Below are 23508 nucleotides of genomic sequence, written 5' to 3' on the forward strand. Positions count from 1 at the left end.
CAAAGACATGACCCGTGACCTACGTCCCTTTTACCTTCCCTTGTGAATCGGCAGACTCGCCGGGACGGGCGCACCATGGACGATGACGCCTGCCACGCGAGCCGAAGGAGCCGAGCGCGATGCACACCCTCACCCAGCTGGACCGCCTTGACCTCGCGCCGGAGGTGCGCGCCGCCCTCGAGGCGGCCCCCTCGGTGACCATCCCCACGACGCGCGAGGAGCTCTACCGGATGTCCCTCGGACCGGAGGGCGGGCCCGTCTTCTGGGTCGACTACGACGTCGACGGCGAGGTCGTCACGGAGTCCACGGTGACCCGCTGCCGCAACGGCATCGCGGTCAACTACCCCGAGGACTACATGCGCCGCCGCGACCCGCAGTGCATGGTCATCGCCGACGACCGCCCGACCGACAAGACGCGCTTCCGCGACCGGTTCGGCCACCGCTTCGACGAGACCCGCGCCGAGACGCTCACGTGGCTGTCCCACCAGGACCTCGTAGTGGTGCCGTTCAAGGCGGGAGGCCCGGTGCACGGCTCGCCGTCGATCGCGATCGTGCCCGCGAACTCCGCGTTCTTCGCGACCGCGCTGGTCGACCTCCAGGGCTGGGTGACGTTCGAGGAGCTCGGCGAGTTCGCGCCGCGGTCGATCCTCTACGTCGCTCCCCCGTTCCGCCACACGCACTTCGACGGCAAGCAGGTGGTGGTCCACGACCGCTCCGAGACGCTGCACGAGATCTTCGCGTACAACCTCTACCCGGGGCCGAGCGCCAAGAAGGGCGTCTTCTCGGTGCTGCTCGACATCGGCGAACAGGAGGGCTGGATCACCGCGCACGCCTCGGCGGTGCGCGTCACCACGCCGTACGACAACGAGACCGTGATCATGCACGAGGGCGCCTCGGGCGGCGGCAAGTCGGAGATGTGCCAGGAGCTGCGCCGCGAGGACGACGGCCGCATCCTGCTCGGCACCAACGTCGCCAACGGCGAGCCGTACCTCATCACGCTGTCCGAGACCTCGGACCTCGCGCCCGTCACCGACGACATGACGCTGTGCCACCCGGACGTCCAGGACGGCTCCGGGAAGATGGTCGTCGCGGACGCGGAGTCCGGCTGGTTCGTGCGCGTCGACAACCTCAAGGAGTACGGCGCCGACGTCCACTTCGAGCGCGCGGTGATCCACCCCGACGAGCCGCTCGTGTTCTTCAGCATCGACGGCGTGTCCGACGCGACCGCGCTGCCGTGGGAGCACACGTTCGACTCGACCGGGAAGCCGTGCCCCAACCCGCGCGTGGTGATCCCCCGCACGATGATCCACGGCATCGTCCACGACCCCGAGCCCGTCGACGTGCGCACGTTCGGCGTCCGCATGCCGGCATGCACCACCGAGAAGCCCACCTACGGGATCATGGGCATGACCCACTTCGTGCCGCCGGCGATCGCGTGGCTGTGGCGCCTCATCGCGCCGCGCGGCGACAAGAACCCCTCGATCGGCGAGGCCGCCGACGCGGTCAAGCGGCTCGAGCACGGCGGCATGGTCTCCGAGGGCGTCGGCTCGTACTGGCCGTTCTCCACCGGCACCCAGGTCGAGGCCGCGAACCTGCTCCTCAAGCAGATCCTCGCCTACCCGCGCACCCGCTACGTCCTCACGCCCAACCAGCACGTGGGCGCGTACAAGGTGGGCTTCTCCGCCGAGTGGCTCACGCGCGAGTGGCTGGCCCGCAAGGGCGGCGGCCGCATGCGCGCCGACCAGCTCGAGCCCGCCCGCTGCCCGCTGTTCGGCTACGCGCCCAAGGAGATGACGCTCGACGGCCAGCCGATCCGCCGCACCCTGCTGCGCCCCGAGACCCAGTCGCACATGGGCAACGCCGCGTACGACGCGGGCTGCGCGATCCTCACCGGCTTCTTCAAGTCGGAGCTGCAGAAGTTCCTCACCGACGACCTCGACCCGCTCGGCCGGCAGATCATCGAGACCTGCCTGAACGACGGCACCGTGGAGGACTACGAGGCGCTCACGCCCATGTACCTGTAGCGGTTGACGCCGCGGCCGGGGCGGCGCACGGTGGGCTCATGAGCGAGCCCACCGGCGCCCTCCAGCTGCGCCTCGTCGTCCACGCCGAGGACATCGACGCCGCCCTCGCGTTCTTCCGCGACGCGCTCGGCCTGCCCGCCGAGCTCGACCTCACCACGCCCACCGGCGACGGCTCGGGCGACGAGGCGCGCGTCGTCGTGCTCGGCGCCGGCCGCGCGACGCTCGAGCTGGTCAACACGCCGCAGCGCTCCCTCATCGACCGGCTCGAGGTGGGCCGCGACGCCTCGCGGGAGATCCGCGTCGCCCTGCAGGTGGACGATGCGGCGGCCGCGACCGCGCGCGCCCTCGACGCGGGCGCCACGGAGGTCGCCCCGCCGACCCGAACCCCGTGGGGCTCGCTCAACGCGCGCCTCGAGGGCCCGGCGGGGCTCCAGCTCACACTGTTCGAGCAGGTCGAGCCCGAGTAGTCCGCGCTAGCGTGGAAGGCGAGGCGCCCCGGCCGCCTCGCGCACGGAGACGAGGCGGCACGGCCGCCGCTGGGAGACGCGATGGCTGCAGCCGCGGTGACGGATCCCTCGACGCGCGACGCCGCCGAGGTCGCCCTCGCCGTCGCGACCGACGTGGACCGCGGGCTCACCGCCGCCGAGGCCGCCGCACGGCTCGGGCGCGACGGCCTCAACCGGCTCGAGGAGGAGCGCACCGTCCCCGCGTGGCGGCGGCTGGCGTCCCAGTTCTCGGACCCGCTCGTCTACCTGCTGCTCGCCGCCGCGCTGATCTCGCTCGTCGCGTGGGCCGCCGAGGGCGCGGAGGGCGTGCCGTACGACGTCGTCGTCATCATGGTCGTGGTGCTCGCCAACGCGACGCTCGGCTTCGTCCAGGAGCGCCGCTCGGCGCAGGCGGTCGCGGCGCTGCAGCGGATGGCGGCCGCGAGCGCCGCCGTCATCCGCGACGGCGGCCTCGCGCGCATCCCGGCCTTCGACGTCGTGGTGGGCGACCTGCTCGTGCTCGCCGAGGGTGACGCCGTGCCGGCGGACGCGCGGCTGGTCGACGGCACGCTGTGGGCGGCCGAGGCGCCGCTCACCGGCGAGAGCACCCCCGTCGCCAAGTCCCCCGTGCCGCTCGCCGAACCGGCCGAGGTCGGCGACCGCACCTCGATGGTGTTCGCGGGCACCGCCATCACGCGCGGCACCGGGCGCGCGGTGGTGACCGCGACCGCGATGGACACCGAGACGGGCCGGGTCGCGCGCCTGCTCGGCGCCACGGAGTCGGACCCCACTCCCCTCGAGCGCGAGATCGCACGCCTGGGCCGCGTGCTCGGCCTCGGCGTGCTGGGGATCGCCGTGGTGGTGATCGCGACCGTCGCGCTCACCCAGGACATCTCCTCGCTCCAGGATGCCGTCGACGTGCTGCTGCTCGGCGTCGCGCTCGCGGTCGCCGCCGTGCCCGAGGGGCTGCCCGCGATCATGTCCGTGGTGCTCGCGCTCGGGGTCCAGCGCATGGCGCGGCGCCACGCGATCGTCAAGGACCTCGCGTCGGTCGAGACGCTCGGCTCGGCCTCCGTGATCTGCTCGGACAAGACCGGCACGCTCACCCAGAACCGCATGGCCGTCACCCGCATCGTCACGGCGGACGGCGACACGGCGCCGCAGGACGCGGGGCGGGTCGCACGCGAGGCCGTCGCGTTCGGCGCGCTCGCCTCGGACGCGACCGTCGCCGGCGACGGCGGCTTCGAGGGCGACCCGACCGAGGTGGCCTTCCTCGAGGCGGAGCGCGAGCTCGAGGCCGAGACCCTGCGGTCGGGCTTCGACCGCGTGGACTCCGTCGCGTTCAGCTCCGAGCGGCGACGCATGTCGGTCCTCGCCACGCACGACGACCGGGCAGACGTCCTCGCTGTCAAGGGCGCGCCGGACGTGATCCTCGCCCGCTGCGCGCGCGTGCGCTCCGCGGCCGGTGACGAGGGGCTGGACGCCGGCCGGCGCGCGGACCTGGACGCCGCGATCGACGCGCTCGCCGACGCCGGCATGCGCACGCTGGCCGTCGCCGTCCGCGAGGCCCCCGCATCGTCCGCCGAGGAGCACCACGAGGTCGACCTCACCCTGCTCGGCATCGTCGGCCTCGAGGACCCGCCGCGCGACGAGGCGCGCACCGCGGTCGCGCAGGCGCAGGCGGCCGGCATCCGCGTCGTCATGATCACGGGCGACCACCCGCGGACGGCCTCCGCGATCGCGGCGCAGCTGGGCATCGTGCCGCCGGGCGCCCCCGCGCTCACGGGCGCCGCGCTGTCGCGGATGGACGATGCGGGCCTCGCCGCGGCGGTGCGGGAGGCGTCCGTCTTCGCGCGGGTCGCGCCCGAGCACAAGCTGCGCATCGTCGACGCGCTCCAGGCGCACGGCGAGGTGGTCGCGATGACCGGCGACGGGGTCAACGACGCGCCCGCGCTGCGCCGCGCGGACATCGGCGTCGCGATGGGGCGGGGCGGCACCGAGGTCGCGCGCGAGGCCGCGAACATGATCCTCACGGACGACGACTTCGCGACGATCGTCGAGGCGGTGCGCGAGGGCCGCGGCATCCTCGACAACATCACGCGCTTCCTGCGCTTCCTCATCGCGTCCAACCTGGGCGAGGTGCTCGCGGTGTTCCTGGGCGTGGTGCTCGCGGGATGGCTGGGGCTGCGCGACGCGTCGGGCGCGGTGGTCGCGCCGCTCCTCGCCACGCAGATCCTGTGGATCAACCTCCTCACGGACCTGGGGCCCGCGCTGGCGGTGAGCGCCGAGCCCTACGCGGACGACCTCATGGAGCGGCGGCCGCGGCGTCCCGGGTCGCCCATGATCTCGCGCCGGATGTGGGCCGGCATGGCCTTCACCGGCGCCGTGATGGCGGCCGTCACGCTGCTCACGTTCGACCTGTTCCTGCCCGGCGGGCTGCTGCCGGGCTCCGCGGACCTCGACACCGCTCGCACCGCCGCGTTCACGGTGCTCGTGATCGCCAACCTCACGGTCGCGTTCGCGGCCCGCTCGGAGACACGGAGCACGGTCCACCGGCTGTTCTCCAACCCGTGGCTCTGGGGCGCCGTCGGTCTCTCGCTCGCGCTGCAGGTCGCGGTGGTGCACCTGCCCGTGCTCAACGACGCGTTCTCGACGGCGCCGCTGACCCTCGCGCAGTGGGGCGCGTGTCTCGCGATGGCGCTCGCCGTGCCGCTCGCGATCGAGGCGCGCAAGGCGGTGCTGAGGTCCCGAGACCGGCGCGCGGCGCGCGGGTAGGTTGAGGGCGTGACCAGCCCCCACGAGATGAAGGCCGCGATGGCCGAGGTGCCCGTCGAGGACCCCACGCGGACCGAGTACGAGAAGCTGCAGGACGACGAGTGGTTCAAGTACCGCTCGGGCCCCGAGCTCGCGGACATGCAGCGCGCCACCCTGGCCCGCCTGCGCGAGCTCAACGCGCGGTACTACGAGGACCCGGAGGGCTCGACGGCCGCGCTGGGCGGGCTCGTCGGCGAGTGCGGCGAGGGGCTCGACTTCCGTCCCCCGATCTACCTCGAGTACAAGGAGCGCGTGCGCTTCGGCCGCAACGTCTTCATCAACGCGAACCTCATGATCCTCGGCTCGGGCATCGTCACCATCGGCGACAACGCGCTCATCGGGCCCGAGGCGCGCTTCTACACCGTCAACCACGCGTTCGACGTCGACATCCGCCGCGAGGGCTGGGAGCGGGCGTTCCCCATCACGCTCGAGGCCGACGTGTGGCTGGGCGGCTCGGTGGTGATCTGCCCGGGCGTGACGATCGGCCGCGGTTCGGTGGTCGCGGCCGGGTCCGTGGTGACCAAGGACGTGCCCCCGATGTCGGTGGTCGGCGGCAACCCGGCCCGCGTGATCCGGACCCTGTGACCGACCTCCTCCCCACCCAGCGGCCGCTCGCCCGCGACGAGCTCGAGGCGGTCCTCGCCCCGCTCGGCCGCGTCACCGACCACTGGCTCCTGTCCGGCGGCACGTTCTCCGCGGTCCAGGGCGTCGAGCTCGACGGCGGCGGCACGGTCGTCGTGAAGACCTCGGTGCCGGACGCGCGCGATGCGCGGGGCCGGTCGCGGCTGCTGGGCTACGAGCACGACATGCTGCGTTCCGAGCGCGACCACCTCGCGCTCGTCGCGGGACTCGACGTCCCCGCCCCGAGCGTGCTGCTCGAGGACTTCTCGCGTGCGGTCGCCGACGTGGACGTGCTGGTCATGACCCTCGTGCCCGGCGTGCCGTGGGACGCCGCGGTCGACGTGATGTCGCCCGCCGCCAACGCGCGCGCCTTCCACCAGGTGGGCGAGATCCTCGCCGCGCTCGGCGCGGTGCACGGCCCGCGCTTCGGCTTCCCCGCGGACGGCTTCCGCCTGGGCGACGGCACCTGGCCCGGCTTCCTGCGCCTCCTGGTCGCGTCGGCGGTGGACGATGCGGCGGCCTGGGGCGTCGACGTCGAATCGGGCCGGCTGGTGGCCGCGGTCGAGGCGGCCTCCGAGGCGCTCGCGGAGGTGACCGAGCCGACCCTCGTCCACGCGGACCTGTGGCACGGCAACGTGCTGGTCGACCCGCAGACCGGGGACGTCACCGGCGTGGTCGACTTCGAGCGGTCGCTGTTCGGCGACCCGCTGTGGGGCCTTGCGGGCGGCGAGACCCACGCGTCGGGACCGTTCGAGCCGGCCAAGGTGCGCGGCTACGAGGCGGGCACCGGCGCGCCGCTCGTCATGGACGAGGCGGCGGAGAGGCGCGTCGCTCTCTACCGGCTGTGGTCGATGGCGGTGCAGCTCACGGAGATCGAGCCGCGTGGCTTCGCCGGCGACTGGTTGGAGGACCATTGCGCGTCGATCCGCGCGAACCGCGAGCGGCTGCACGCGATCCTCGGGGTGTGACCGTCAGCGGTGGCGCTCCAGGTACGCGATGACCTGGTCCGCGACCTCCGCCCAGCCCGAGTCGATGACGAGCGTGTGCCCGCGATCGGGCAGGTCGAGGTACTCGGTGTCGCACGGGTTGCGGCTCTGGATGCGGAAGGTCTCCTGGGCGACCGCGGCATCGACGAGGCGGCTGCGGCCGGCGGACACGACGAGCATCGGGCCGCGCTCGCGGTTGACGGTGTCGACGCTCGACGGCGACCGCGGGTCGCGCCGCTGCGAGGCGAGCTCGAAACCCACGCGGGCGGCGCCCGGCACGTGGCGCTCCTGCCACAGCGTCCGCGCCTCGTCGACGTTGACGGCGTTGGCGTAGGCGTAGCGGAACTCGGGGAACGTCATCCGGATGGCCCGGTCCCGGTTGAGCGGATCGCGCAGCACCGGCGCGGCGGCCGCCAGCATCGAGTCGGGGGCCCGCGTCGACCCCTTCATCGGCGCGGGCGCGATCGCCACCGTGGCCCGCGCGAGGCCCTTGCCCGCGACCTGCTGGGCGGTGAGCGCGCCGACCCCGTGGCCCACCAGGAACGGGGGCTCGCGCAGCGCGCCCACCACGGCCATGGTGTGCTCGCGCACGTCGACGAGGCTGACGCCCGCCATCACGTCGGGGTCCGCGAGCGCGGCCTCCGCGTTCTCGGGCTCGCGCGGCCACGCCACCGCGACGGAGGCGAAGCCGTGCTCGGCGAGGCGCTCGCGCCACGGGTCCCACGCCTCGGCGAGGGTCCAGAGCTCGTGGAGGAGCACGACGGCGGGGCCGTCCGCCGCGTTCGCGGCGTCGACCTGCTCCCGCTCGCGCGGCGTCAGGGACAGCGTGGACATGGTTCTCCGTCGAATCTATCGGGGTGCCAGGCGGCTCGCCACGCGAGCAACCGGGCCGCGATAGGGCCGCTCAGGCGCCGCGCGAGTCCGCCTCGAGCCGCTCGAGGGCGGCCAGCGCATCGGCGCGACGGTCCCACGGCACGAAGATGTGGTCGTGGTGGAAGCCCGCGACCACGTTCGCGCTGACCCCGGCGTCCGCGAGCACGCGCGCGAAGGTCGCGGTGAGGCCGACGGCCTCGAGCGAGGAGTGCACCTCGAGGGTGATCCGCGCGGACGGGAACTCGTACGGCAGGTCCAGGGCCCGCGCATCGTCCTCCCGCAGGACGACGGTGACGCCTTCGGACTCCTCGACGGTGACCACGGGGCTCCATCCCTCGGGGACGACCGACACCGACGCCCACACGTAGCGCTCGGGGTCGAGCCGCACGCTGAGGTTGGACAGCAGCTCCGCCAGGTCCGTGATGGCCATGAGGTCAGCGTAGGCCGGTCGCGGCGTCAGGCCCCGGCGAGAGCGAGACGCTCCTCGCCGTCGCGCAGGATCTGCGCGGTGACGGCGCCGGGGCCGCCGTGGAGATGCTCGAACACGGCGTTGTAGCAGGCGAGCCACGCGGTGGCGGCCCAGGCGACCTCGCGCGCGTCGGCGTCGAAGGCCCGGCCGGCCACGTCCTCGTACGCGGCGATCACGCGCTCCCCCGTCGCGACGTCGGCGATCGCCCCGGCGTCGGGCGCGGCGACGTGGTCGACCGCGAGCGTGCCGACCAGCACCGCCTCGGGCAGCAGCGCGATCGAGTCCCAGTCATGGACGATCGGCACGTCGCCCAACCAGCGCACGTTGAGGCCGTTGAGATCCGCATGGCCGAGCACGGGCGGGAGGTCGCTCGCCCGCAGGCGCGTCCGTGCGCGAGCCGCGATGGCCGCGAGCGCGGGCGGGAGGTCCGCCTCGATGCGGTGCGGGTCCCAGCGCGCGGAGGCCGCCGGGGGCCACACGCGATCCTCGGCGGTGTGCGCGTAGTCGAGCCACGGCGGCGGCTCGAGCCCGTCCGCGTCGACCGTCGCGAGCGCCGCGACGAGGTGCGCGAGCAGGCCCGCGAACAGCGTGGGCGCGTCGCCGTCCGGGGTGAACGCCCCCTCGGGCCGCCACTCCTCCGCGGTGAGCCAGAGCCCGTCCGCGGCCGGGTCCGGGCCCGCGAGCAGGGCCGGGGTGTCGATGCCGGCGCGCTCGGCGGCCCGATGCGCGGCGGCGGCGATCGCGAGGCGGTCACCCCCGCCGCGGCGCTTGGCCGCGACCCGCGTGCCGTCCGCGAGCGCGACGCCCCAGACCTCGGACATCGAACGGGCCTCGAAGAACACGTCCCGCGACGCGGAGCCCAGGCGCGACTCCAGCCACGTGGCGACCGGCGGGTCGAGGGTCATGCACCGAGGCTAGCGACCGTGGCCGACCCGCGGGAGGTGGTCAGCGCGGGTACGCCGCGATCACGCCGGCGTAGGGACCCAGGTAGGAGGTCGGCTCGGGCGCGCCTGACACCCACAGCTGCGAGATCTGCCCGTCGAGGTACAGGGCGTCCTCGACGCCGAGCTCGTCGCGGAACATCACCGCGAAGTCCCACAGGTTCACGTACGTGCGGGTGATCGCGAGGTACACGGTGCCGCCGTCGGGGCTCACGCCCACCCCGGTGCGCAGCGCGGTGTTCTCGCTGCCCTCGGTGAAGAGCGGATGCACCTCGCCGTCGAGCAGCAGCGCGGGGCCCGACTGCGTCGCCTGGGCCACGCCCGCCGGGTCGTAGGCGGTCGAGTCGACCACCGCGGCGGTGCCGTCGTCGCGGATCTCGAAGACCGCGTTGGGCTTGAGGTGGAAGTTGCCGAAGCCGTCCGCGAGGTTGAGCGCGCGAAGCTCCTCGCCGTCGGCGACCAGCAGGCCGCCCGGGCTGAGGTCCTCGGAGAAGATGCCCGCGTTGGTGAGCACCGCGATACCGGGATGGTCGGCGATGTACTCCGCGAGGTCGGTGCCGTCCGGGTCGTCGGGCCAGTCGACGCGCACGTCCCACGCGTCCAGGTCGAGCGTCACCACGCCGTACGAGCCGTGCTCGGCGAGGTCGATCACCCGCGTGGGCACCTCGACGCCTGACGATGCGGCGGTCTCCGAGGGTGTCGGGCTCGCCTCGGTGGCGGCGGGCGTCGGGCGGTCCTCGGTCACGGAAGCGGAGGCCGGGCCGCCTGTCTCGCCGCCGCCGAGCAGCGCGCAGCCCGTGAGCGTCGCCGCGGCGAGCGCGAGGACGGGCGCGAGAACGAGGCGGGGCACGCGACGAGGCTAGTCGACCGCCGCATCGTCCCGTGCCCGGGGAAGCCTCGCGGGGTCCCGAGACGTTGTACCCCCGGACCTCATCCGTCGACCGCAGGAGCCCCCGATGACGCAGACCGCCCCCACGCCCTCCCCCGAGGGCGTGTTCCGCCCGCTGACGATCGCGGTGCTCGGCACCGGGATCATGGGGTCCGCGATGACCCGCAACCTCGTCCGCGCGGGCCACGGCGTGCGCGTGTGGAACCGGACCCACGCCACCGCCTCGGCCCTCGCGGCGGACGGCGCGACCGTCGCGTCCACCCCGACGGAGGCCGTCGCCGAGGCGGACGTGGTCCTCACCATGCTCCACGACGGGCCCGTGACGCTCGAGGTGATGAGCCATGCCGCGCCGGGCCTGCGCCCGGGCACGATGTGGGTGCAGAGCGCGACGGTCGGCCTCGACCTGCAGCCCGCGATCGCGGCGCTGGCCGACGACCTCGGGATCACGCTCATCGACGCCCCGGTGCTCGGCACGCGCGAGCCCGCGGAGCTCGGCACCCTGACCGTGCTCGCCGCCGGGCCGGAGTCCGTGCGGGCCGACGCATCGTCCGTCTTCGACGCGATCGCGATGCGCACGTTCTGGGTGGGCGACGACGCGGCGGCGGGGGCCGCGCAGCGCCTCAAGCTGGTGACCAACGCGTGGGTGCTCGCGGTCAACAACGCGACGGGCGAGGTCATCTCGCTCGCCGAGGGCCTGGGCGTCGCGCCGGAGCTCTTCCTCGAGCTCATCGAGGACGGCCCGCTCGACATGGGCTACCTGCGCGCCAAGGCGGGGCTCATCCTCGAGGACCGGCTCGACGAGGCGAGCTTCGGCGCCGCGACGGCGGCGAAGGACGCGGACCTCATCCTCGCGGCGGCTGGCCTCGCGGACGTCCGGCTCGACGGGCTCGAGGGCGCGCGGGCCCGGCTCGACCGCGTGGTCGAGGAGGGTCACGGGGACGAGGACATGGCGGCGGCGTACCGCGCGAGCTGAGCCTCCCACCCCTCCCACCTCTCGCCACCCGGACCCCCCTGCGGGGAACTGAGGGACGGTTCTGAGAGAACTTCGACTCCTGCGGGGAAATCAGCGACGGAGAGTCGTACCGTGGAGGGGTGATCCGCACGGCCGGGCCCGGCGATGCCGCCGAGGTCGCGAGGCTGCTCGACGCGTTCAACCGCGAGTTCGACACCCCGACCCCGGGCCCCGACGTGCTCGAGGCGCGGCTGCGGCTGATGCTCGGCACCACCGACACCGTGGCGTTCCTCGCGGGCGAGCACTCGGTGGGCCTGGCGCTCGTCACGTACCGCCCCAACGTGTGGCACGACGGGCCGGTGGCGCTGATCGACGAGCTCTACGTGCGCCCCGACTACCGCGATCACGGGCTGGGCACCGAGCTGGTGGACGCGGTGGTCGCCGACGCCGCCGAGCGCGGCTGCCGGCTGGTCGAGGTCAACGTCGACGAAGGCGACGGCGACGCGCTGCGCTTCTACGCGCGCCACAGGTTCGCGCTGCTGCAGCCCGACACCGGCGAGCGGGCGCTCTACCTCGCGCGTGAGGTGCGGTGAGCTAGAGCGCCGTGTAGCCGCCGAACAGCAGGAACACCGCCGCCGGCACGCCGATCAGCGTGCCCAGCGCCGTGCCGGCGATGCGGAGCGCCAAGGCGGCGCCGGATCCGAGCCTCACGCGTGGCGCCACCACGACCGCCGCCGCGTACAGGGCGGTCGAGGAGAGCGTCGCGGCCCAGTAGGCCACCCGCTCACCGTCGGAGACGTTCCCCGCGGTGGCGAGCACCGCGATCGCGGGGCCGACGACAGCGATCAGCGACCACAAGCGCGACAGCGACGTCCCCGCGTCGCGGCGCCGCGCCATCCAGCGGAGCCCCAGGAACAACCCCAGGAGCACCACCTGCAGCGCCGTCACGACGACGGCCTCGAGCAGATAGCCGAACTCGTGCACGCCCCCCAGCGGATCGCCGACCGCCGCTGGCGCGAGCAGGTAGCCGACGACGCCCCAGCCGAGCGCCGCGGCGGCGAGGAGCACGCAGACGAGGTACGCCGCCTCGGTCGTGAGCGACAACGGCTGGCTTCCGGACCCGACGGCGGGCGCGGCGACGGGTGTCTCCATGTCCCGCATCGTGCCCTATCCAGGCACGACGCCGCTAGGCCACGCGTGCGCTCCATCCCGTGCGCGACGTGCGCTTCTCGCGTCGGGCGGGGCTCGGCCGTTCGTCGCGAGGAACCGCACTCTCTCCCGCGTGTTTCACGCAGAGGTGAAACAGGCCCGTCGCGGCGGTCGCCGCACTCCGTCTACCAGCGCTTTCGCGCAGCACGGCCGTGCTGTTTCAGCCAGGGCTGTCATACGGAAACACGACACCCGCCGTGCCGCCCCGCCACGCCCGGGCCGCAGGCGTTAGAGCACGTGCGAGAGGAAGTCCCTCGTCCGCTCCTCGGTCGGGGCGTCGATCACCGCGGACGGCGCGCCCTCCTCGACGACCACGCCCTCGTCCATGAAGACCACGTGGTCGGCGACCTCGCGCGCGAAGCCGATCTCGTGCGTGACGACGACCATCGTCATGCCGCCCGCCGCAAGGTCCTTCATCACGGCGAGCACCTCGCCGACGAGCTCGGGGTCGAGGGCGGACGTGGGCTCGTCGAAGAGCATGATCTCGGGGTCCATCGCGAGCGCGCGGGCGATCGCCACGCGCTGCTGCTGCCCGCCGGAGAGCTGCGCCGGGTAGTGGTCCATCCGGTCGGAGAGCCCCACGCGATCGAGCAGCTCGACGGCCTTGGCCCTCGCCTCCCGCTTGGACCGCTTGAGCACCTGGACCTGCGCCTCCATGACGTTCTCGAGGGCCGTCATGTGCGGGAACAGGTGGAAGCGCTGGAAGACCATGCCGATGCGCGAGCGCTGCTGCGCGATCGCCGTGGGGTGCAGCCGGTGGAGCACGCCCGCGGAGTCCTCGCGGTAGCCCAGCAGCTCGCCGTCGATGCGGACCGAGCCGCCGGTGAGCACCTCGAGCTCGTTGAGGCAGCGCAGAAGCGTCGACTTGCCCGATCCGGACGGACCGAGCACCACGCACACCTCGCCGGGCGCGACCGTGAGGTCCACCCCGCGCAGGACGTGCAGGTCACCGAACATCTTGTGCGCGCCGCGCACCTCGACCATGGGGGTCGCGGAACCCGTCACGGGGTCACCTCCAGGAAGGGGTCGTCCTTGGCCGTGCCGGAGGCCTTGATGGCCGCCTGGCGTCCCGAGCGGGGCCTGCGCGGGCCGCCGCGCCGCGGCTTCTCGGAGCCCGTGCCACGGCCGTAGTAGCGCTCGAGGTAGTGCTGGCCGACCATGAGGATCGACGTGATGAGCAGGTACCAGAACGCGCTCACGATGAGCAGCGGGATGGGCTCGAAGAGACGGTTGCCGATCGCGTTGGTCGCGTAGGTGAGGTCGAGCGTGAACGGCACCGCGAGCACCAGCGACGTGGTCTTGAGCATCGAGATGGTCTCGTTGCCGGTGGGCGGCACGATCACCCGCATGGCCTGAGGGATAACGATGCGCCGCAGGATCGTGCGCTCCTTCATGCCGAGCGCGCGGGCGGCCTCCTCCTGGCCCTTGTCCACCGAGCCGAGGCCGGCGCGGACGATCTCCGCGAGGTACGCGGCCTCGTTGAGGCCCAGGCCGAGCAGCGCCGCCCAGAACGCGGTGATGACCACGTCCGTCTGGAACGTCACGAACTCGGGCCCGAACGGGATGCCCAGGCTCAACGTCGGGTAGAGCACCGAGATGAGGCCCCAGAACACGAGCTGCGTGTAGATCGGGGTGCCGCGGAACAGCCAGATGTAGAACCAGCTGACCGAGCGCAGCACCGGGTTGTCGGAGCGGCGCATGATCGCGAGGAGCACCGCGAGGACGACGCCGATCACCATCGAGCCGAAGGTGAGCAGCAGCGTCCAGCCGACGCCGCGGATCACGGTGACGTCGCGCAGGTACGCCCACACGATGTCCCAGCGGAACTTGGGGTTGGTGACCAGCCCGTGGATCGCCATCGCCGCGAGGACGACGACGATCGCGGCGGCGATCCAGCGGCCCGGCCGCGGGACGGGGCGGGCGTGGATCCGGTTCGGGACGGGATCGGTGGACGATGCGGTGGTCATGCGGGCGCCTCTCGAGCCGGGCCTCAGGCCGGGTTGACCTCGGCGGCGGTGAGCATGCCGTCGGCGGCGCCCCACGCGTCGAGGATCGACTTCAGCGTGCCATCGTCCATGAGGCCCTGCAGGGCCGCGGCGACCGCGTCGGTGGTCTCGGAGCCCTGCGCGGTGACGACGCCCTGCGGGGCGGTCGCGAAGGCGTCGCCCAGCTGCTCGAGCTTGTCGCCGGTCTGGGTGACGGCGTAGCCGATGATCGGCGAGTCGGCGAAGAGGACGTCGGCCTTGCCGCCGACCACGTTGGTGGCGGCGTCCGCGTTCGAGTCGTAGGTGAGGATCTCGAGCGCGTCCTTGCCAGCGGCCTCGCAGTCGGCGGCCATCTGGGTGGCCTCGTCCTGCTGGATCGTGCCCGTCTGGAGCGCGACGGTGGTGCCGCACAGGTCGTCAGCGGTGATGCCGGCGGGGTTGCCCGCGGCGACCGCGAAGGCCTCCCCCACCGACAGGTACGAGGTCATGTCCGCGACCTCGACGCGCGCGGGGGTGATGGTGAAGGACGAGATGCCGGCGTCGTACTTGGTGCCGATGCCCGGGATGATCGAGTCGAACGCGGCCGACTGGATGTCGACCTCGAGGCCCAGCGCGCCGGCGACCGCGGTGGCGATGTCGACGTCGTAGCCGATCGGGGTGACGCCGTCGACGTCGACGTACTCGGCCGGGGCGTAGCTGGTCTCCATGCCCACGCGCAGCGTGCCGCGGTCCGCGACGTCGGCAGGCAGCAGCGCGGCGGCCTCCTCGTTCACCTCGACCGACGCGAGGTCGAAGCCGGCGGCCGCGGTGGCGCCGGCGGTCGAGCCGGTCACGGCGGTCTCCTGCGACGCGTACGTGCAGGCGGAGAGCGAGGCCGCGGTCATCGCCGCGATCATCACGAGGGCAGGCTTGCGCATGGGGGTGCTCCTTCGAGGGTATGAGGACGCATGGCACCGCGGGTCCGGGGTGGGGACTCCCGCGGGCGCCGCCTCGAAGGTGACCTCCAGCGGCGCTTCATGCATCACTATGCATCATTATGCAGGACCGGAAACGGGACCTTGGACCGCTCCCGCGATTTCGCTGGCCCACCAGGGACGATGCGCGCCCACCTCGGGCGGTCGGCGCCGTGAATTACACTCGACGCCATGTCCGACGGCCATAGTCCCGAGCGCCGGCGCGAGGTCCCCGACCCGCGACCGGCGCCCGCCCCCGTCCACCCCTCGCGCGAGGGAGCCCGCCGATGACCGAGGCCTGGCTGCTCCTTCTCCTCGCGATCGTCCTCATCGCCGCGAACGCGCTGTTCGTCGCGGCCGAGTTCGCCTTCGTCACCGTGGACCGCCCGACGGTCGACCGCGCTGCCGAGGCGGGCGACCGTCGCGCGCGCTCGCTCCAGGCGGGGCTCAGGAACCTGTCGACCGAGCTTTCCGGCGCTCAGCTGGGCATCACGGTCACCTCGCTCATGGTCGGGTTCATCGCCGAACCGTCGATCGCGACGCTGCTGCGCGTGCCCCTCGAGGCGGCCGGCCTGCCCGAGGGCTCCGCGCTCGGCGTCGCGCTCACGCTCGCGTTCATCATCGCGACCGGCACCCAGATGGTCTTCGGCGAGCTCGTACCCAAGAACTGGGCGATCGCGGAGCCGCTGAGGATCGGCCGCGCGGTCGCCGGCATGCAGCGCGGCTTCACCTGGTTCGCCGGGCCGCTCATCCGCGTCCTCAACGGGGGCGCCAACCGCATCGTCCGGATGTTCGGGATCGAGCCGCGCGAGGAGCTCGCGTCGGCGCGTTCCGCGCGCGAGTTGCAGTCGCTCGCCGAGCGCTCGGGCGAGCAGGGCACGCTCGAGCCGCGGGTCGCGCGCCGCCTCGCGCGCGCCGCAGAGATGCGCGAGCGCACCGCCTCCGACGCGATGACGCCGCGCACGCGGGTCCACTTCGTGGAGGCCGATGCGTCGGTCGCCGACGTGCTCGCGCTCGCCTCGCGCACGGGCCACGCCCGCTTCCCCGTCATGGGCGAGAACGTCGACGAGATCGTCGGCGTCGCGCACTTCAAGCGCGCGCTCGCGGTGCCGTCCCGGTCGCGGAAGTCCATGACCGTGGCGGAGATCGCGCTGCCCGTGGCCTCCGTGCCGTCGACGATGCCGCTGAGCGCGGTGCTCGCGGCGCTGCGCGAGGGCTCCCAGGTCGCCGTCGTGGTCGACGAGTACGGCGGCACCGACGGCATCGTCACGCTCGAGGACCTCGTCGAGGAGATCGTCGGCGAGATCGAGGACGAGCAGGACCGCCCCGTCAGTCGGCACCGCCGCCTGCGCGACGGCCGCTGGTCGCTGTCCGGGCTGCTGCGCCCCGACGAGGCGGGCGAGGTCATGGGCCTCGAGCTGCCCGAGGCGCGCGAGTCCGACACGCTCGGAGGCCTGCTCACCGAGCGGCTCGAGCGCTTCCCGCGGGTGGGCGACGTGGTCGAGCTCGAGGCGCGGGACGAGTCCGCGCGCGACGAGGACGGCCTCCCGACGCCCGTGACCGCCAGCATGCGCGTCACCCGCCTCGACGGCCACCGCGTGGACCGCGTGGTGGTCGAGGTGGTCGCGCCGCCCGAGCCCGATGCGGACACGACCGACGACGCGCACGAGGAGGCCGGCCGATGAACGACTACACCGCGCTTCTCATCGCCGTCGCGCTGCTGCTCGGCAACGCGTTCTTCGTGGGCGCCGAGTTCGCGCTCATCTCCGCCCGCCGCACCCAGATCGAGCCGCGCGCGGCCGAGGGCTCGCGTCCCGCACGCATCACGCTGCGCGCGATGGAGCACGTCTCACTCATGATGGCGGGCGCGCAGCTGGGCATCACCGCCTGCTCGCTGGGCCTCGGTGCCGTCGCGGAGCCCGCGGTCGCGCACCTGCTCGAGGGGCCGCTCGAGGCGATCGGCGTGACCGGCGCCTGGGTGCACGGCATCGCGTTCGCGATCGCGCTCGTGATCGTCGTCGCACTCCACATGGTGCTCGGCGAGATGGTCCCCAAGAACATCGCGATCGCGGGGCCCGAGCGCGCCGCCATCGTGCTCGGTCCCCCGCTGTACGCGATCGTGTGGGTGCTCAAGCCGCTCATCTGGCTGCTCAACCAGTCCGCGAACCTGGTGCTCCGCCTGCTCAAGGTGGAGCCGCAGGACGAGGTCACGTCGACCTTCAGCGCCGAGGAGGTCGAGGGCTACCTTGCGGAGTCCCGCTCCGAGGGGCTGCTCGACGAGCACGAGCACCAGGTGCTGTCCGGCTCGCTCACGCTCAGCTTCGAGACGGTTCGCGACGTCATGACTCCGCTGGACTCGCTCGTCACGCTGCCGCTCGACGTCACGCCGCAGCGCGCGCAGAAGGAGTGCGTGCGCACGGGCTTCTCGCGCTTCCCGGTGGTCGACGCCGACGGCTCGTACGCCGGCTACCTGCACCTCAAGGACTTCGCGTCCGTGCCGCGCGGCGGCGCCACCAAGGCGGTGCCGGACGATGCGATCCGGCCGCTCACGGTGATCTCGCCCGAGGCGTCGCTCGAGGAGGCACTCGCGGCGATGCAGGCCGGCGGCACCCACCTCGCGCTCGTGCGCGATCCGGAGACCGACGAGGTGCTCGGCGCGGCGATGCTCGAGGACGTGATCGAGCGGCTCGTGGGCGAGGTGGTCGACGCGGCGCAGGCGGTCGAGGGGTGAGCGTGTGACGCACGCCCTTCTCCCCCGCCGTCGGCGCTGGTAGGTTCCCGCCAGGAGCGATGAGGGCGCTCCGGGCTGGGGGCCGCATGTCATTCAATCCCACCGAGTGGCAGCCTGAACCGCTGCGCCCGGAAGAGCGTCGTGCGTTGGGTCTGCCGGCATCCGGTTGGCTTCCGGACCCCAGCGACCCGGATCTGGAACGCTACTGGGACGGAACGCGGTGGACGGGCCGAGTCCGCAACCGCTACACCCGCATCGAGCACGGCGTCTCTCCAAGCGCGTACACCACTCCTGCTCGGGCTTGGACGCCGGCCGCAGAGCCGGCGCGCGGGCTTCGGACCACGCGCAGGCGCCGGTGGCACACGCCCGTCTTGATGGTCGTGCTGGTCGCGCTGCTCGGGGTGCTCTGGGCCGGGCGCGCGGCGGACGCCGGCCTCCTCCCGGAGTGGGCCAACGTGGGGCGGACCGCCGCGCTTGCGCTCTCGCCCACCACCGAGCCCGTGGCGCCCACGGTCGACTACCCCGTCTACGGGTCCACCGAGCTCGTCCGCTACCTCGAGAGCGCGATGATCGCGCAGCAGGAGACGATCGACGTCACCTACTGGGACCGCGAGCTCGGCGGTCCTGCGATCGAGGACGCGCTGCTCGAGGCGGTGACCCAGAACCCCTACGCGTTCATCAAGGGCTGGGCGTTCTGGGACACGGCCACCGGAGCCGAGCTACGTCCCGTCTACACGTACGCGGCCGACGACGCGGATCGGCGCCGGTCGCTCACGGCGACCGCCGTCCAGCTCGGGCTGAACGCCTCCGGGGCCACCGGCGCATCGTCCGACGGGGAGAAGGTCAGGCGGATCCACGACTACCTCGTGTCGCTGGGCGAGTACGACTACGAGGCCTACGACGCGATCAACCGCGGCGAGGACTCCGCCGTGGTCGCCCGATCGCAGGAGGCGTACGGCCTGCTCGTCGAGGGTACGGCGGTGTGCAACGGCTACGCGCAGGCGTTCCTCGCGATGGCGGAGGCGGCGGGGCTCGACGCGGTGCAGGTGACCGGGTCGGACCTCGCGGGGACGACCGGCGGCGACCACGCGTGGAACAAGGTGCTGGTCGACGGCGAGTGGCTGCTCGTGGACGTCACGTGGGACGACCCGTCGACGAACCCGCGCACCAGCCACGAATACCTCATGCTCGCCGACGGCGACCCGCGGCTCATCACCCGCATCACCGACAGCGACTGGGTCGTGGACGCGCACCTGGGCGACTACTCGTCGTAGCGTCGCTGAGTTCCCCGTAGGAGTCACAAACCTCCTGAAACCGTCGCTGGTTTCCCCGCAGCCTGGCGCGGGCGGGATCTAGTCCGGGACGCGCGTGTCCTCGCCGCCCTCGGGCATGTGGTCGTTCTCCGGCCTGCGCGCGAGCACGATGATCGAGCCGGCGAGGCCGCCCCAGACGAGGACGATCGACACCGCGAGCAGGACGATGGCCGAGCCGCTCATGGTCCGCTCCTCGGGTCGTAGTCCTCGGTATGGCGCTCCCCCACCTCGGCGGGGAGCTTGAGCTGCTCACGGGTGGGCCACGGGTGGAAGTGCACGATGTCCTTGCGCCATCGCATCACCGGCATGAGGAAGGCCGCGAGCGCGAGGAACGCCACCGTGCCCCATCCGAAGACGACGAGGTACCAGGTCGGATAGCCCTCGTAGCCGTCAACGAGGAGGGTGACCGCCTTGTCGACGAACATGTAGATGAGCAGCAGCGCCACCGCGCTCACCAGCCACAGCCACGCCTTGCCGGGTCTGAGCGTGGAGACGGCGGCGAGGTGCCGTTCGAGCTCATGGCCGCGCCTGCCGAACCACACCGCCGCGGCGATCATGGTGATCGCGCCCGCGACTATGCCGAGCTGGTTGGACCACTGGTCGACCGTGTCGAGCAGGTACAGGCCGGTGGTGGTGCCGAAGCCGACGATCGAGAGCACCGCGCTGACCCCGCCGACGGCGACCGCGGCGGTGCGCGGCTTGAGGTTGAGCTTGTCCTGGAGCGCCGACGACACCACCTGCAGCACCGACACCAGCGAAGTGAGCCCCGCGAGCACCAGGGACGCGAAGAACAGCGCGCCGAAGAACTGCCCTCCGGGCATCTCCGCGATCACCGCGGGGAACGTCACGAAGGACAGGAACGGGCCCGCAAGGCCCTCGAGGTCGCCCACCGCGACTCCCTGCTGGCTCGCGAGGAAGCCCAGCGCGGCGAAGACGCCGATCCCGGCGAGCAGCTCGAACGAGCTGTTGCCGAACGCGACCACCAGTCCCGGCGCGGTGATGTTGGAGCGCCGGCGACGGTACGAGGCGTACGTGATCATGATCCCGTAGGCCAGGGACAGCGAGAAGAAGATCTGGCCGTACGCGGCGATCCACACCTGCGGGTCGCCCAGGGCCGCGAAGTCGGGCGTGAACAGCGCTTCGACCCCGTCGCTCGCACCGTCGAGCATGAGCGCCCGCACCACGATCACGAGGAACGTCGCGACCAGCACCGGGATGCCGATGAGGTTGAGCCGCTCGACGCCCCTGTGGAGTCCGAGCGCCAGGATCACGATCGTGATGAGCCACACCGCGACCAGCGGGATGATGACGTGCGGCACGAAGGACAGGCTCACGGTGCCGGCCTCGCCCAGCTGGAGGTAGTCGGCGGTGAAGAAGCCGGCCGGGTCGTCGGCGTAGGACAGGTCGAAGCTGAAGAAGAAGTAGCTGAGCGCCCACGCGATGATCGCCGTGTAGTAGAGCCCGATGACGAAGCAGATGGCGACGTGCAGCCAGCCGACCCCCTCGGCGTGGCGGTGGACGCGCTTCATCGCGAGCGGCGCGGAGCCGCGGAAGCGGTGGCCGATCGCGTGCTCGAGGAAGAGGATCGGGATGCCGGCGGTGAGCAGCGCGACCAGGTACGGGATCATGAACGCCCCGCCGCCGTTGTCGTAGGCCTCGCCCGGGAAGCGCCAGATGTTGCCCAGCCCGACGGCCGAGCCGATCGCCGCGAGGATGAAGGCGGTCTGACCGCTCCAGTGCTCGCGCTTCTCGTGGGTGTGAGGTGCTGCTGCGGGCTGCTCGGCGTGCTCGGTCATCGCGTCCTCCTCTCCATCGCTCACGCTAGACCGGAGCCGCGCATCGTGCCTGGTGAGGGTGGACGATGCGCGGGCCCGGCGGGCGCGCGGAAGGCGCCCGGCGCATCGTGCCGCGGAACGCGTGCGCTCGGCCCCGGGCGGGCCCTACGCTCGGAGGTGGGAGGCGTGTGACCAGGGGGTTCGGTCGCGCGCAGCACGCATCGTGAGGAGGGGTCATGGCCGGACCGACGAAGGCGCAGATCGAGGCAAGGCTGCTCGAGCTCGAGGCGGAGAACGCGCGGCTGCGGGGCGCGCTCGAGGAGAACGCCGCGCTGCGGTCGGAGGCCGTGCCCGCCGCCGCTGTGGCGGTCGCCGCTCCGGCGCCGCGGCACCGGGGACGCGCGTTCCTGGGCATCCTGCTCATCGTCGTGGCGACGCTGCTCGCCCCGGTCGCGACCGTCGTGGGCTTCGCGGCGCGCGAGACCAGCGACACCGACGCGTTCGTGCGGACACTCGCGCCGCTCGCCGAGGACCCGGCGGTGCAGGCCCTGATCGTCGACGAGGCGAGCGCGGCGATCGACCAGGCGCTCGACACCGACGCGCTGGTGAACGAGCTGCTGTCGTCCGTCATCGACGAGAACTCGACGCCGCGGCTTGCGAACGCGTCGGAGCTGCTCGGGCCGCTGCTCGCGGACCAGGCGCGCGTCGCGATCCGCAGCGCGCTCACGACCGTGGTGCAGTCCGACGCCTTCGCCACGGTGTGGGAGGAGGCGCTGCGCCTCACCCATAAGCAGCTTGTCGCGGTGCTCGAGGCCGACGCGGAGGGCGCGGTGTCGATCGACGACACCGGCGTCGTGTCGATCCAGCTCGCGCCGATCATCGCGCAGCTCAAGCCGGCGCTCGTGGATGCCGGGTTCACGCTCGCGGACTCGATCCCCGAGGTGAACGCGAGCATCACGGTCGCCGAGGTGCCGGCGATCGCCAAGGCGCGGCTCGGCTACTCGGTGCTGACGACCGTGGGGAACGTGCTGCCGTGGGTCGCGCTGGTGCTGCTGATCATCGGCATCGTGATCCACCCGCGCAGGCCGCGCGCCATCATCGTGGCGGGCACGTTGCTGCTCATCACCGGCGCGGTGCTCGCGGGCTCGATCGCGATCGGCGGCTCGGTCGCCGCGGCGATGATCGCGACGCAGGTGCCCACCGACGCGACCGATGCCATCTACGGGCAGCTCACCGGCGAGATCTCGGCCGTGATGCTCGCTTACGCGGTGCTCGGGGTGCTGCTGATCCTCGCGGGAATCTTCTCCGGCGGCTCGTCGCTGGGCTCCGGCGTGCGGCGCTCGGGGTCGTCGTGGCTGGCGCGGGGGTCGTCGGCGCTCGACGCGCGCGGCTGGCGACCGGAGGGCGTGGGCGTGGTGCTGCACCGCATGGGCTGGCTGCTGTGGCTGTGGCTCGGGCTGGTGCTCGCGGTGCTCGTGTCGACGATGCGTCCGTTCACCGTGTGGGACGTGGTGATCGGCACTCTGGTGCTCGCGATCGCTGCCGCGATCTACCTGGTGTTCCGAGGGCCCGGACCCGCCGTGACGGGCGAGGGGGACGATGCGGTGGTCGAGGAGGTCGCGGTTGCTCCGGCTCGCACGGATGCGGGCTTCGACGAGTTCGAGGACGAGCCGCAGATCTAGCGAGCGACAAGCAGGTGCATCGTTAGCGGGCTTCGCCTCCCTGAAACGACAACCAGCGGCACGGTTGTGGCGTGCTGCTACGTGGCGACGGCATTTGCGATCAAGAGATCCACCGTGTCGAGGTGACGGGGCTCCAGGCCGCGTGCCGAGTCCGGGCTGATCATCAGCAGCCGGTCCGTCTCCCACCAGCGCGGTCCGGGCTCGTCGAACTCGTCGCGGGCTTCCTGCCAGCCGTCGATGAAGTCATCGATCCAGACGACCGCCGCGAAGTCCTCGAGCGCCTCGCGCGCCCGCTGGGCCTTCCACCAGCCGGGCGAGACTGCGAACGCGCCGCCCGCATCGTCCAGCGCGGGCCAGTCGGCGCCCAGCCCGATCGCGGGTCCCAGGACGGCCGGCGCGCGGCGACCCCACGTGGTGCACCAGCGCATCGCGACGCCGGGGGTCTCGGCGATGGCGCGGAGCCGGTCGACGAGGGCCGCCGACCACTCGATCACGTAGATCCCGTCGAGGACGAATGAGCGCCACGAGTCGGCAGGCCACTGGGCGCGGTCGGACGCGGTCGACGCGAACGGGCTGACAGCGCCGTCGACGTCGAGCAGGACGGCGACGGTGGCGTGCTCGGCCTGGTGGCGACGGTGCCTCATCCTTCGATGCTGTGCGCTGCGGCTCTCGGTGTCGAACGCTGGCGGCGTGGGGGCACAGTGGGGCGCCCTTGGAGATGGAAGTACATCCACGCGTGATGAGGGTTTCCGTCCTCAGAGACGCGCCCAGGACTTCATGGTGCCTGCTACGGTCCGACAAGATCG

General features: G+C 72.7%; 22 protein-coding genes and 1 pseudogene. 12 read left to right on the forward strand and 11 right to left on the reverse strand.

Features of this window, described 5'->3' with window-relative positions:
- Positions 1–119: 119 nt before the first annotated feature.
- From AOM02_RS04150 to AOM02_RS04170, 5 genes are all read left to right on the forward strand, one after another.
- Positions 120–2024 (forward strand): DUF4914 family protein, encoded by a 1905-nt coding sequence (locus tag AOM02_RS04150; RefSeq protein WP_062296973.1) that lies wholly within the window; start codon positions 120–122, stop codon positions 2022–2024.
- A 38-nt stretch (positions 2025–2062) separates the two neighbouring features.
- Entirely contained in the window at positions 2063–2491 is a 429-nt protein-coding gene (locus AOM02_RS04155) for a VOC family protein (protein ID WP_062296975.1), read from the forward strand.
- 81 nt (positions 2492–2572) lie between these two features.
- Positions 2573–5284 carry a cation-translocating P-type ATPase gene (locus AOM02_RS04160; RefSeq protein WP_062296977.1) on the forward strand — a complete coding sequence of 904 codons (2712 nt, stop codon included), beginning with the start codon at positions 2573–2575 and terminating at the stop codon, positions 5282–5284.
- Between the two features lie 9 nt (positions 5285–5293).
- Complete coding sequence (locus AOM02_RS04165) at positions 5294–5908, forward strand: sugar O-acetyltransferase (protein WP_228373770.1); 615 nt, start codon at positions 5294–5296, stop codon at positions 5906–5908.
- Positions 5905–6912 (forward strand): phosphotransferase family protein, encoded by a 1008-nt coding sequence (locus tag AOM02_RS04170; RefSeq protein WP_062296989.1) that lies wholly within the window; start codon positions 5905–5907, stop codon positions 6910–6912. Before AOM02_RS04165 ends, AOM02_RS04170 begins: the two co-directional genes overlap by 4 nt.
- Before the next feature lie 3 nt (positions 6913–6915).
- Here the strand turns inward: AOM02_RS04170 and AOM02_RS04175 are convergent, their stop codons facing one another.
- The 4 genes from AOM02_RS04175 to AOM02_RS04190 all read right to left on the reverse strand — a co-directional run bounded on the left by AOM02_RS04175 (position 6916) and on the right by AOM02_RS04190 (position 10063).
- Positions 6916–7764 carry an alpha/beta hydrolase gene (locus AOM02_RS04175; protein ID WP_062296991.1) on the reverse strand — a complete coding sequence of 283 codons (849 nt, stop codon included), beginning with the start codon at positions 7762–7764 and terminating at the stop codon, positions 6916–6918.
- Between the two features lie 70 nt (positions 7765–7834).
- Complete coding sequence (locus AOM02_RS04180) at positions 7835–8233, reverse strand: ACT domain-containing protein (RefSeq protein ID WP_062296992.1); 399 nt, start codon at positions 8231–8233, stop codon at positions 7835–7837.
- Between the two features lie 26 nt (positions 8234–8259).
- Positions 8260–9177: a phosphotransferase gene (locus tag AOM02_RS04185; RefSeq protein WP_062296995.1), complete on the reverse strand. Its 918-nt coding sequence runs from the start codon at positions 9175–9177 to the stop codon at positions 8260–8262.
- 40 nt (positions 9178–9217) lie between these two features.
- Complete coding sequence (locus AOM02_RS04190) at positions 9218–10063, reverse strand: phosphodiester glycosidase family protein (protein WP_062296997.1); 846 nt, start codon at positions 10061–10063, stop codon at positions 9218–9220.
- 106 nt (positions 10064–10169) lie between these two features.
- On the opposite strand from AOM02_RS04190, the gene AOM02_RS04195 reads away from it, so the two are divergent.
- Both AOM02_RS04195 and AOM02_RS04200 read left to right on the forward strand, forming a co-directional pair.
- Positions 10170–11075: an NAD(P)-dependent oxidoreductase gene (locus tag AOM02_RS04195; protein WP_062296999.1), complete on the forward strand. Its 906-nt coding sequence runs from the start codon at positions 10170–10172 to the stop codon at positions 11073–11075.
- A gap of 119 nt (positions 11076–11194) precedes the next feature.
- The gene (locus AOM02_RS04200; protein WP_062297001.1) at positions 11195–11647 is read left to right on the forward strand and encodes a GNAT family N-acetyltransferase; all 453 of its coding nucleotides are present in this window, start codon (positions 11195–11197) and stop codon (positions 11645–11647) included.
- A gap of 1 nt (position 11648) precedes the next feature.
- Here the strand turns inward: AOM02_RS04200 and AOM02_RS04205 are convergent, their stop codons facing one another.
- From AOM02_RS04205 to AOM02_RS04220, 4 genes are all read right to left on the reverse strand, one after another.
- Positions 11649–12206: a hypothetical protein gene (locus tag AOM02_RS04205; protein ID WP_062297003.1), complete on the reverse strand. Its 558-nt coding sequence runs from the start codon at positions 12204–12206 to the stop codon at positions 11649–11651.
- 285 nt (positions 12207–12491) lie between these two features.
- Positions 12492–13247, reverse strand: coding sequence for an amino acid ABC transporter ATP-binding protein (locus AOM02_RS04210; protein WP_062297005.1), 756 nt, complete (start codon positions 13245–13247; stop codon positions 12492–12494).
- A gap of 17 nt (positions 13248–13264) precedes the next feature.
- On the reverse strand, positions 13265–14230 hold the full coding sequence (locus tag AOM02_RS04215) for an amino acid ABC transporter permease (RefSeq protein WP_062297007.1): 966 nt from the start codon (positions 14228–14230) through the stop codon (positions 13265–13267).
- A 23-nt stretch (positions 14231–14253) separates the two neighbouring features.
- Positions 14254–15165 (reverse strand): ABC transporter substrate-binding protein, encoded by a 912-nt coding sequence (locus tag AOM02_RS04220; RefSeq protein ID WP_062297010.1) that lies wholly within the window; start codon positions 15163–15165, stop codon positions 14254–14256.
- Positions 15166–15488: 323 nt separating this feature from the next.
- Between AOM02_RS04220 and AOM02_RS04225 the strand changes: the two genes are divergently transcribed.
- From AOM02_RS04225 to AOM02_RS04235, 4 genes and pseudogenes are all read left to right on the forward strand, one after another.
- Positions 15489–16886 carry a hemolysin family protein gene (locus AOM02_RS04225; protein WP_062297012.1) on the forward strand — a complete coding sequence of 466 codons (1398 nt, stop codon included), beginning with the start codon at positions 15489–15491 and terminating at the stop codon, positions 16884–16886.
- Entirely contained in the window at positions 16883–17932 is a 1050-nt protein-coding gene (locus tag AOM02_RS04230) for a hemolysin family protein (RefSeq protein ID WP_062297014.1), read from the forward strand. Before AOM02_RS04225 ends, AOM02_RS04230 begins: the two co-directional genes overlap by 4 nt.
- An 86-nt stretch (positions 17933–18018) precedes the next feature.
- Positions 18019–18162, forward strand: a pseudogene (locus tag AOM02_RS14730) (DUF2510 domain-containing protein); the annotation flags it as partial.
- Between the two features lie 144 nt (positions 18163–18306).
- Positions 18307–19206 (forward strand): transglutaminase domain-containing protein, encoded by a 900-nt coding sequence (locus AOM02_RS04235; RefSeq protein WP_062297016.1) that lies wholly within the window; start codon positions 18307–18309, stop codon positions 19204–19206.
- A gap of 78 nt (positions 19207–19284) precedes the next feature.
- On the opposite strand, the gene AOM02_RS14230 is transcribed toward AOM02_RS04235, so the two are convergent.
- Positions 19285–19428 carry a methionine/alanine import family NSS transporter small subunit gene (locus AOM02_RS14230; RefSeq protein ID WP_156156076.1) on the reverse strand — a complete coding sequence of 48 codons (144 nt, stop codon included), beginning with the start codon at positions 19426–19428 and terminating at the stop codon, positions 19285–19287.
- Positions 19425–21041, reverse strand: coding sequence for a sodium-dependent transporter (locus AOM02_RS04240; protein ID WP_062297018.1), 1617 nt, complete (start codon positions 21039–21041; stop codon positions 19425–19427). Before AOM02_RS04240 ends, AOM02_RS14230 begins: the two co-directional genes overlap by 4 nt.
- Positions 21042–21256: 215 nt before the next feature.
- Between AOM02_RS04240 and AOM02_RS04245 the strand changes: the two genes are divergently transcribed.
- Complete coding sequence (locus AOM02_RS04245) at positions 21257–22702, forward strand: hypothetical protein (RefSeq protein WP_062297020.1); 1446 nt, start codon at positions 21257–21259, stop codon at positions 22700–22702.
- A 77-nt stretch (positions 22703–22779) separates the two neighbouring features.
- On the opposite strand, the gene AOM02_RS04250 is transcribed toward AOM02_RS04245, so the two are convergent.
- Positions 22780–23346 (reverse strand): HAD domain-containing protein, encoded by a 567-nt coding sequence (locus AOM02_RS04250; protein ID WP_062297021.1) that lies wholly within the window; start codon positions 23344–23346, stop codon positions 22780–22782.
- Positions 23347–23508 lie beyond the last annotated feature (162 nt).

The organism is Demequina maris (genome assembly GCF_000971155.1).
GTDB lineage: Bacteria > Actinomycetota > Actinomycetes > Actinomycetales > Demequinaceae > Demequina > Demequina maris.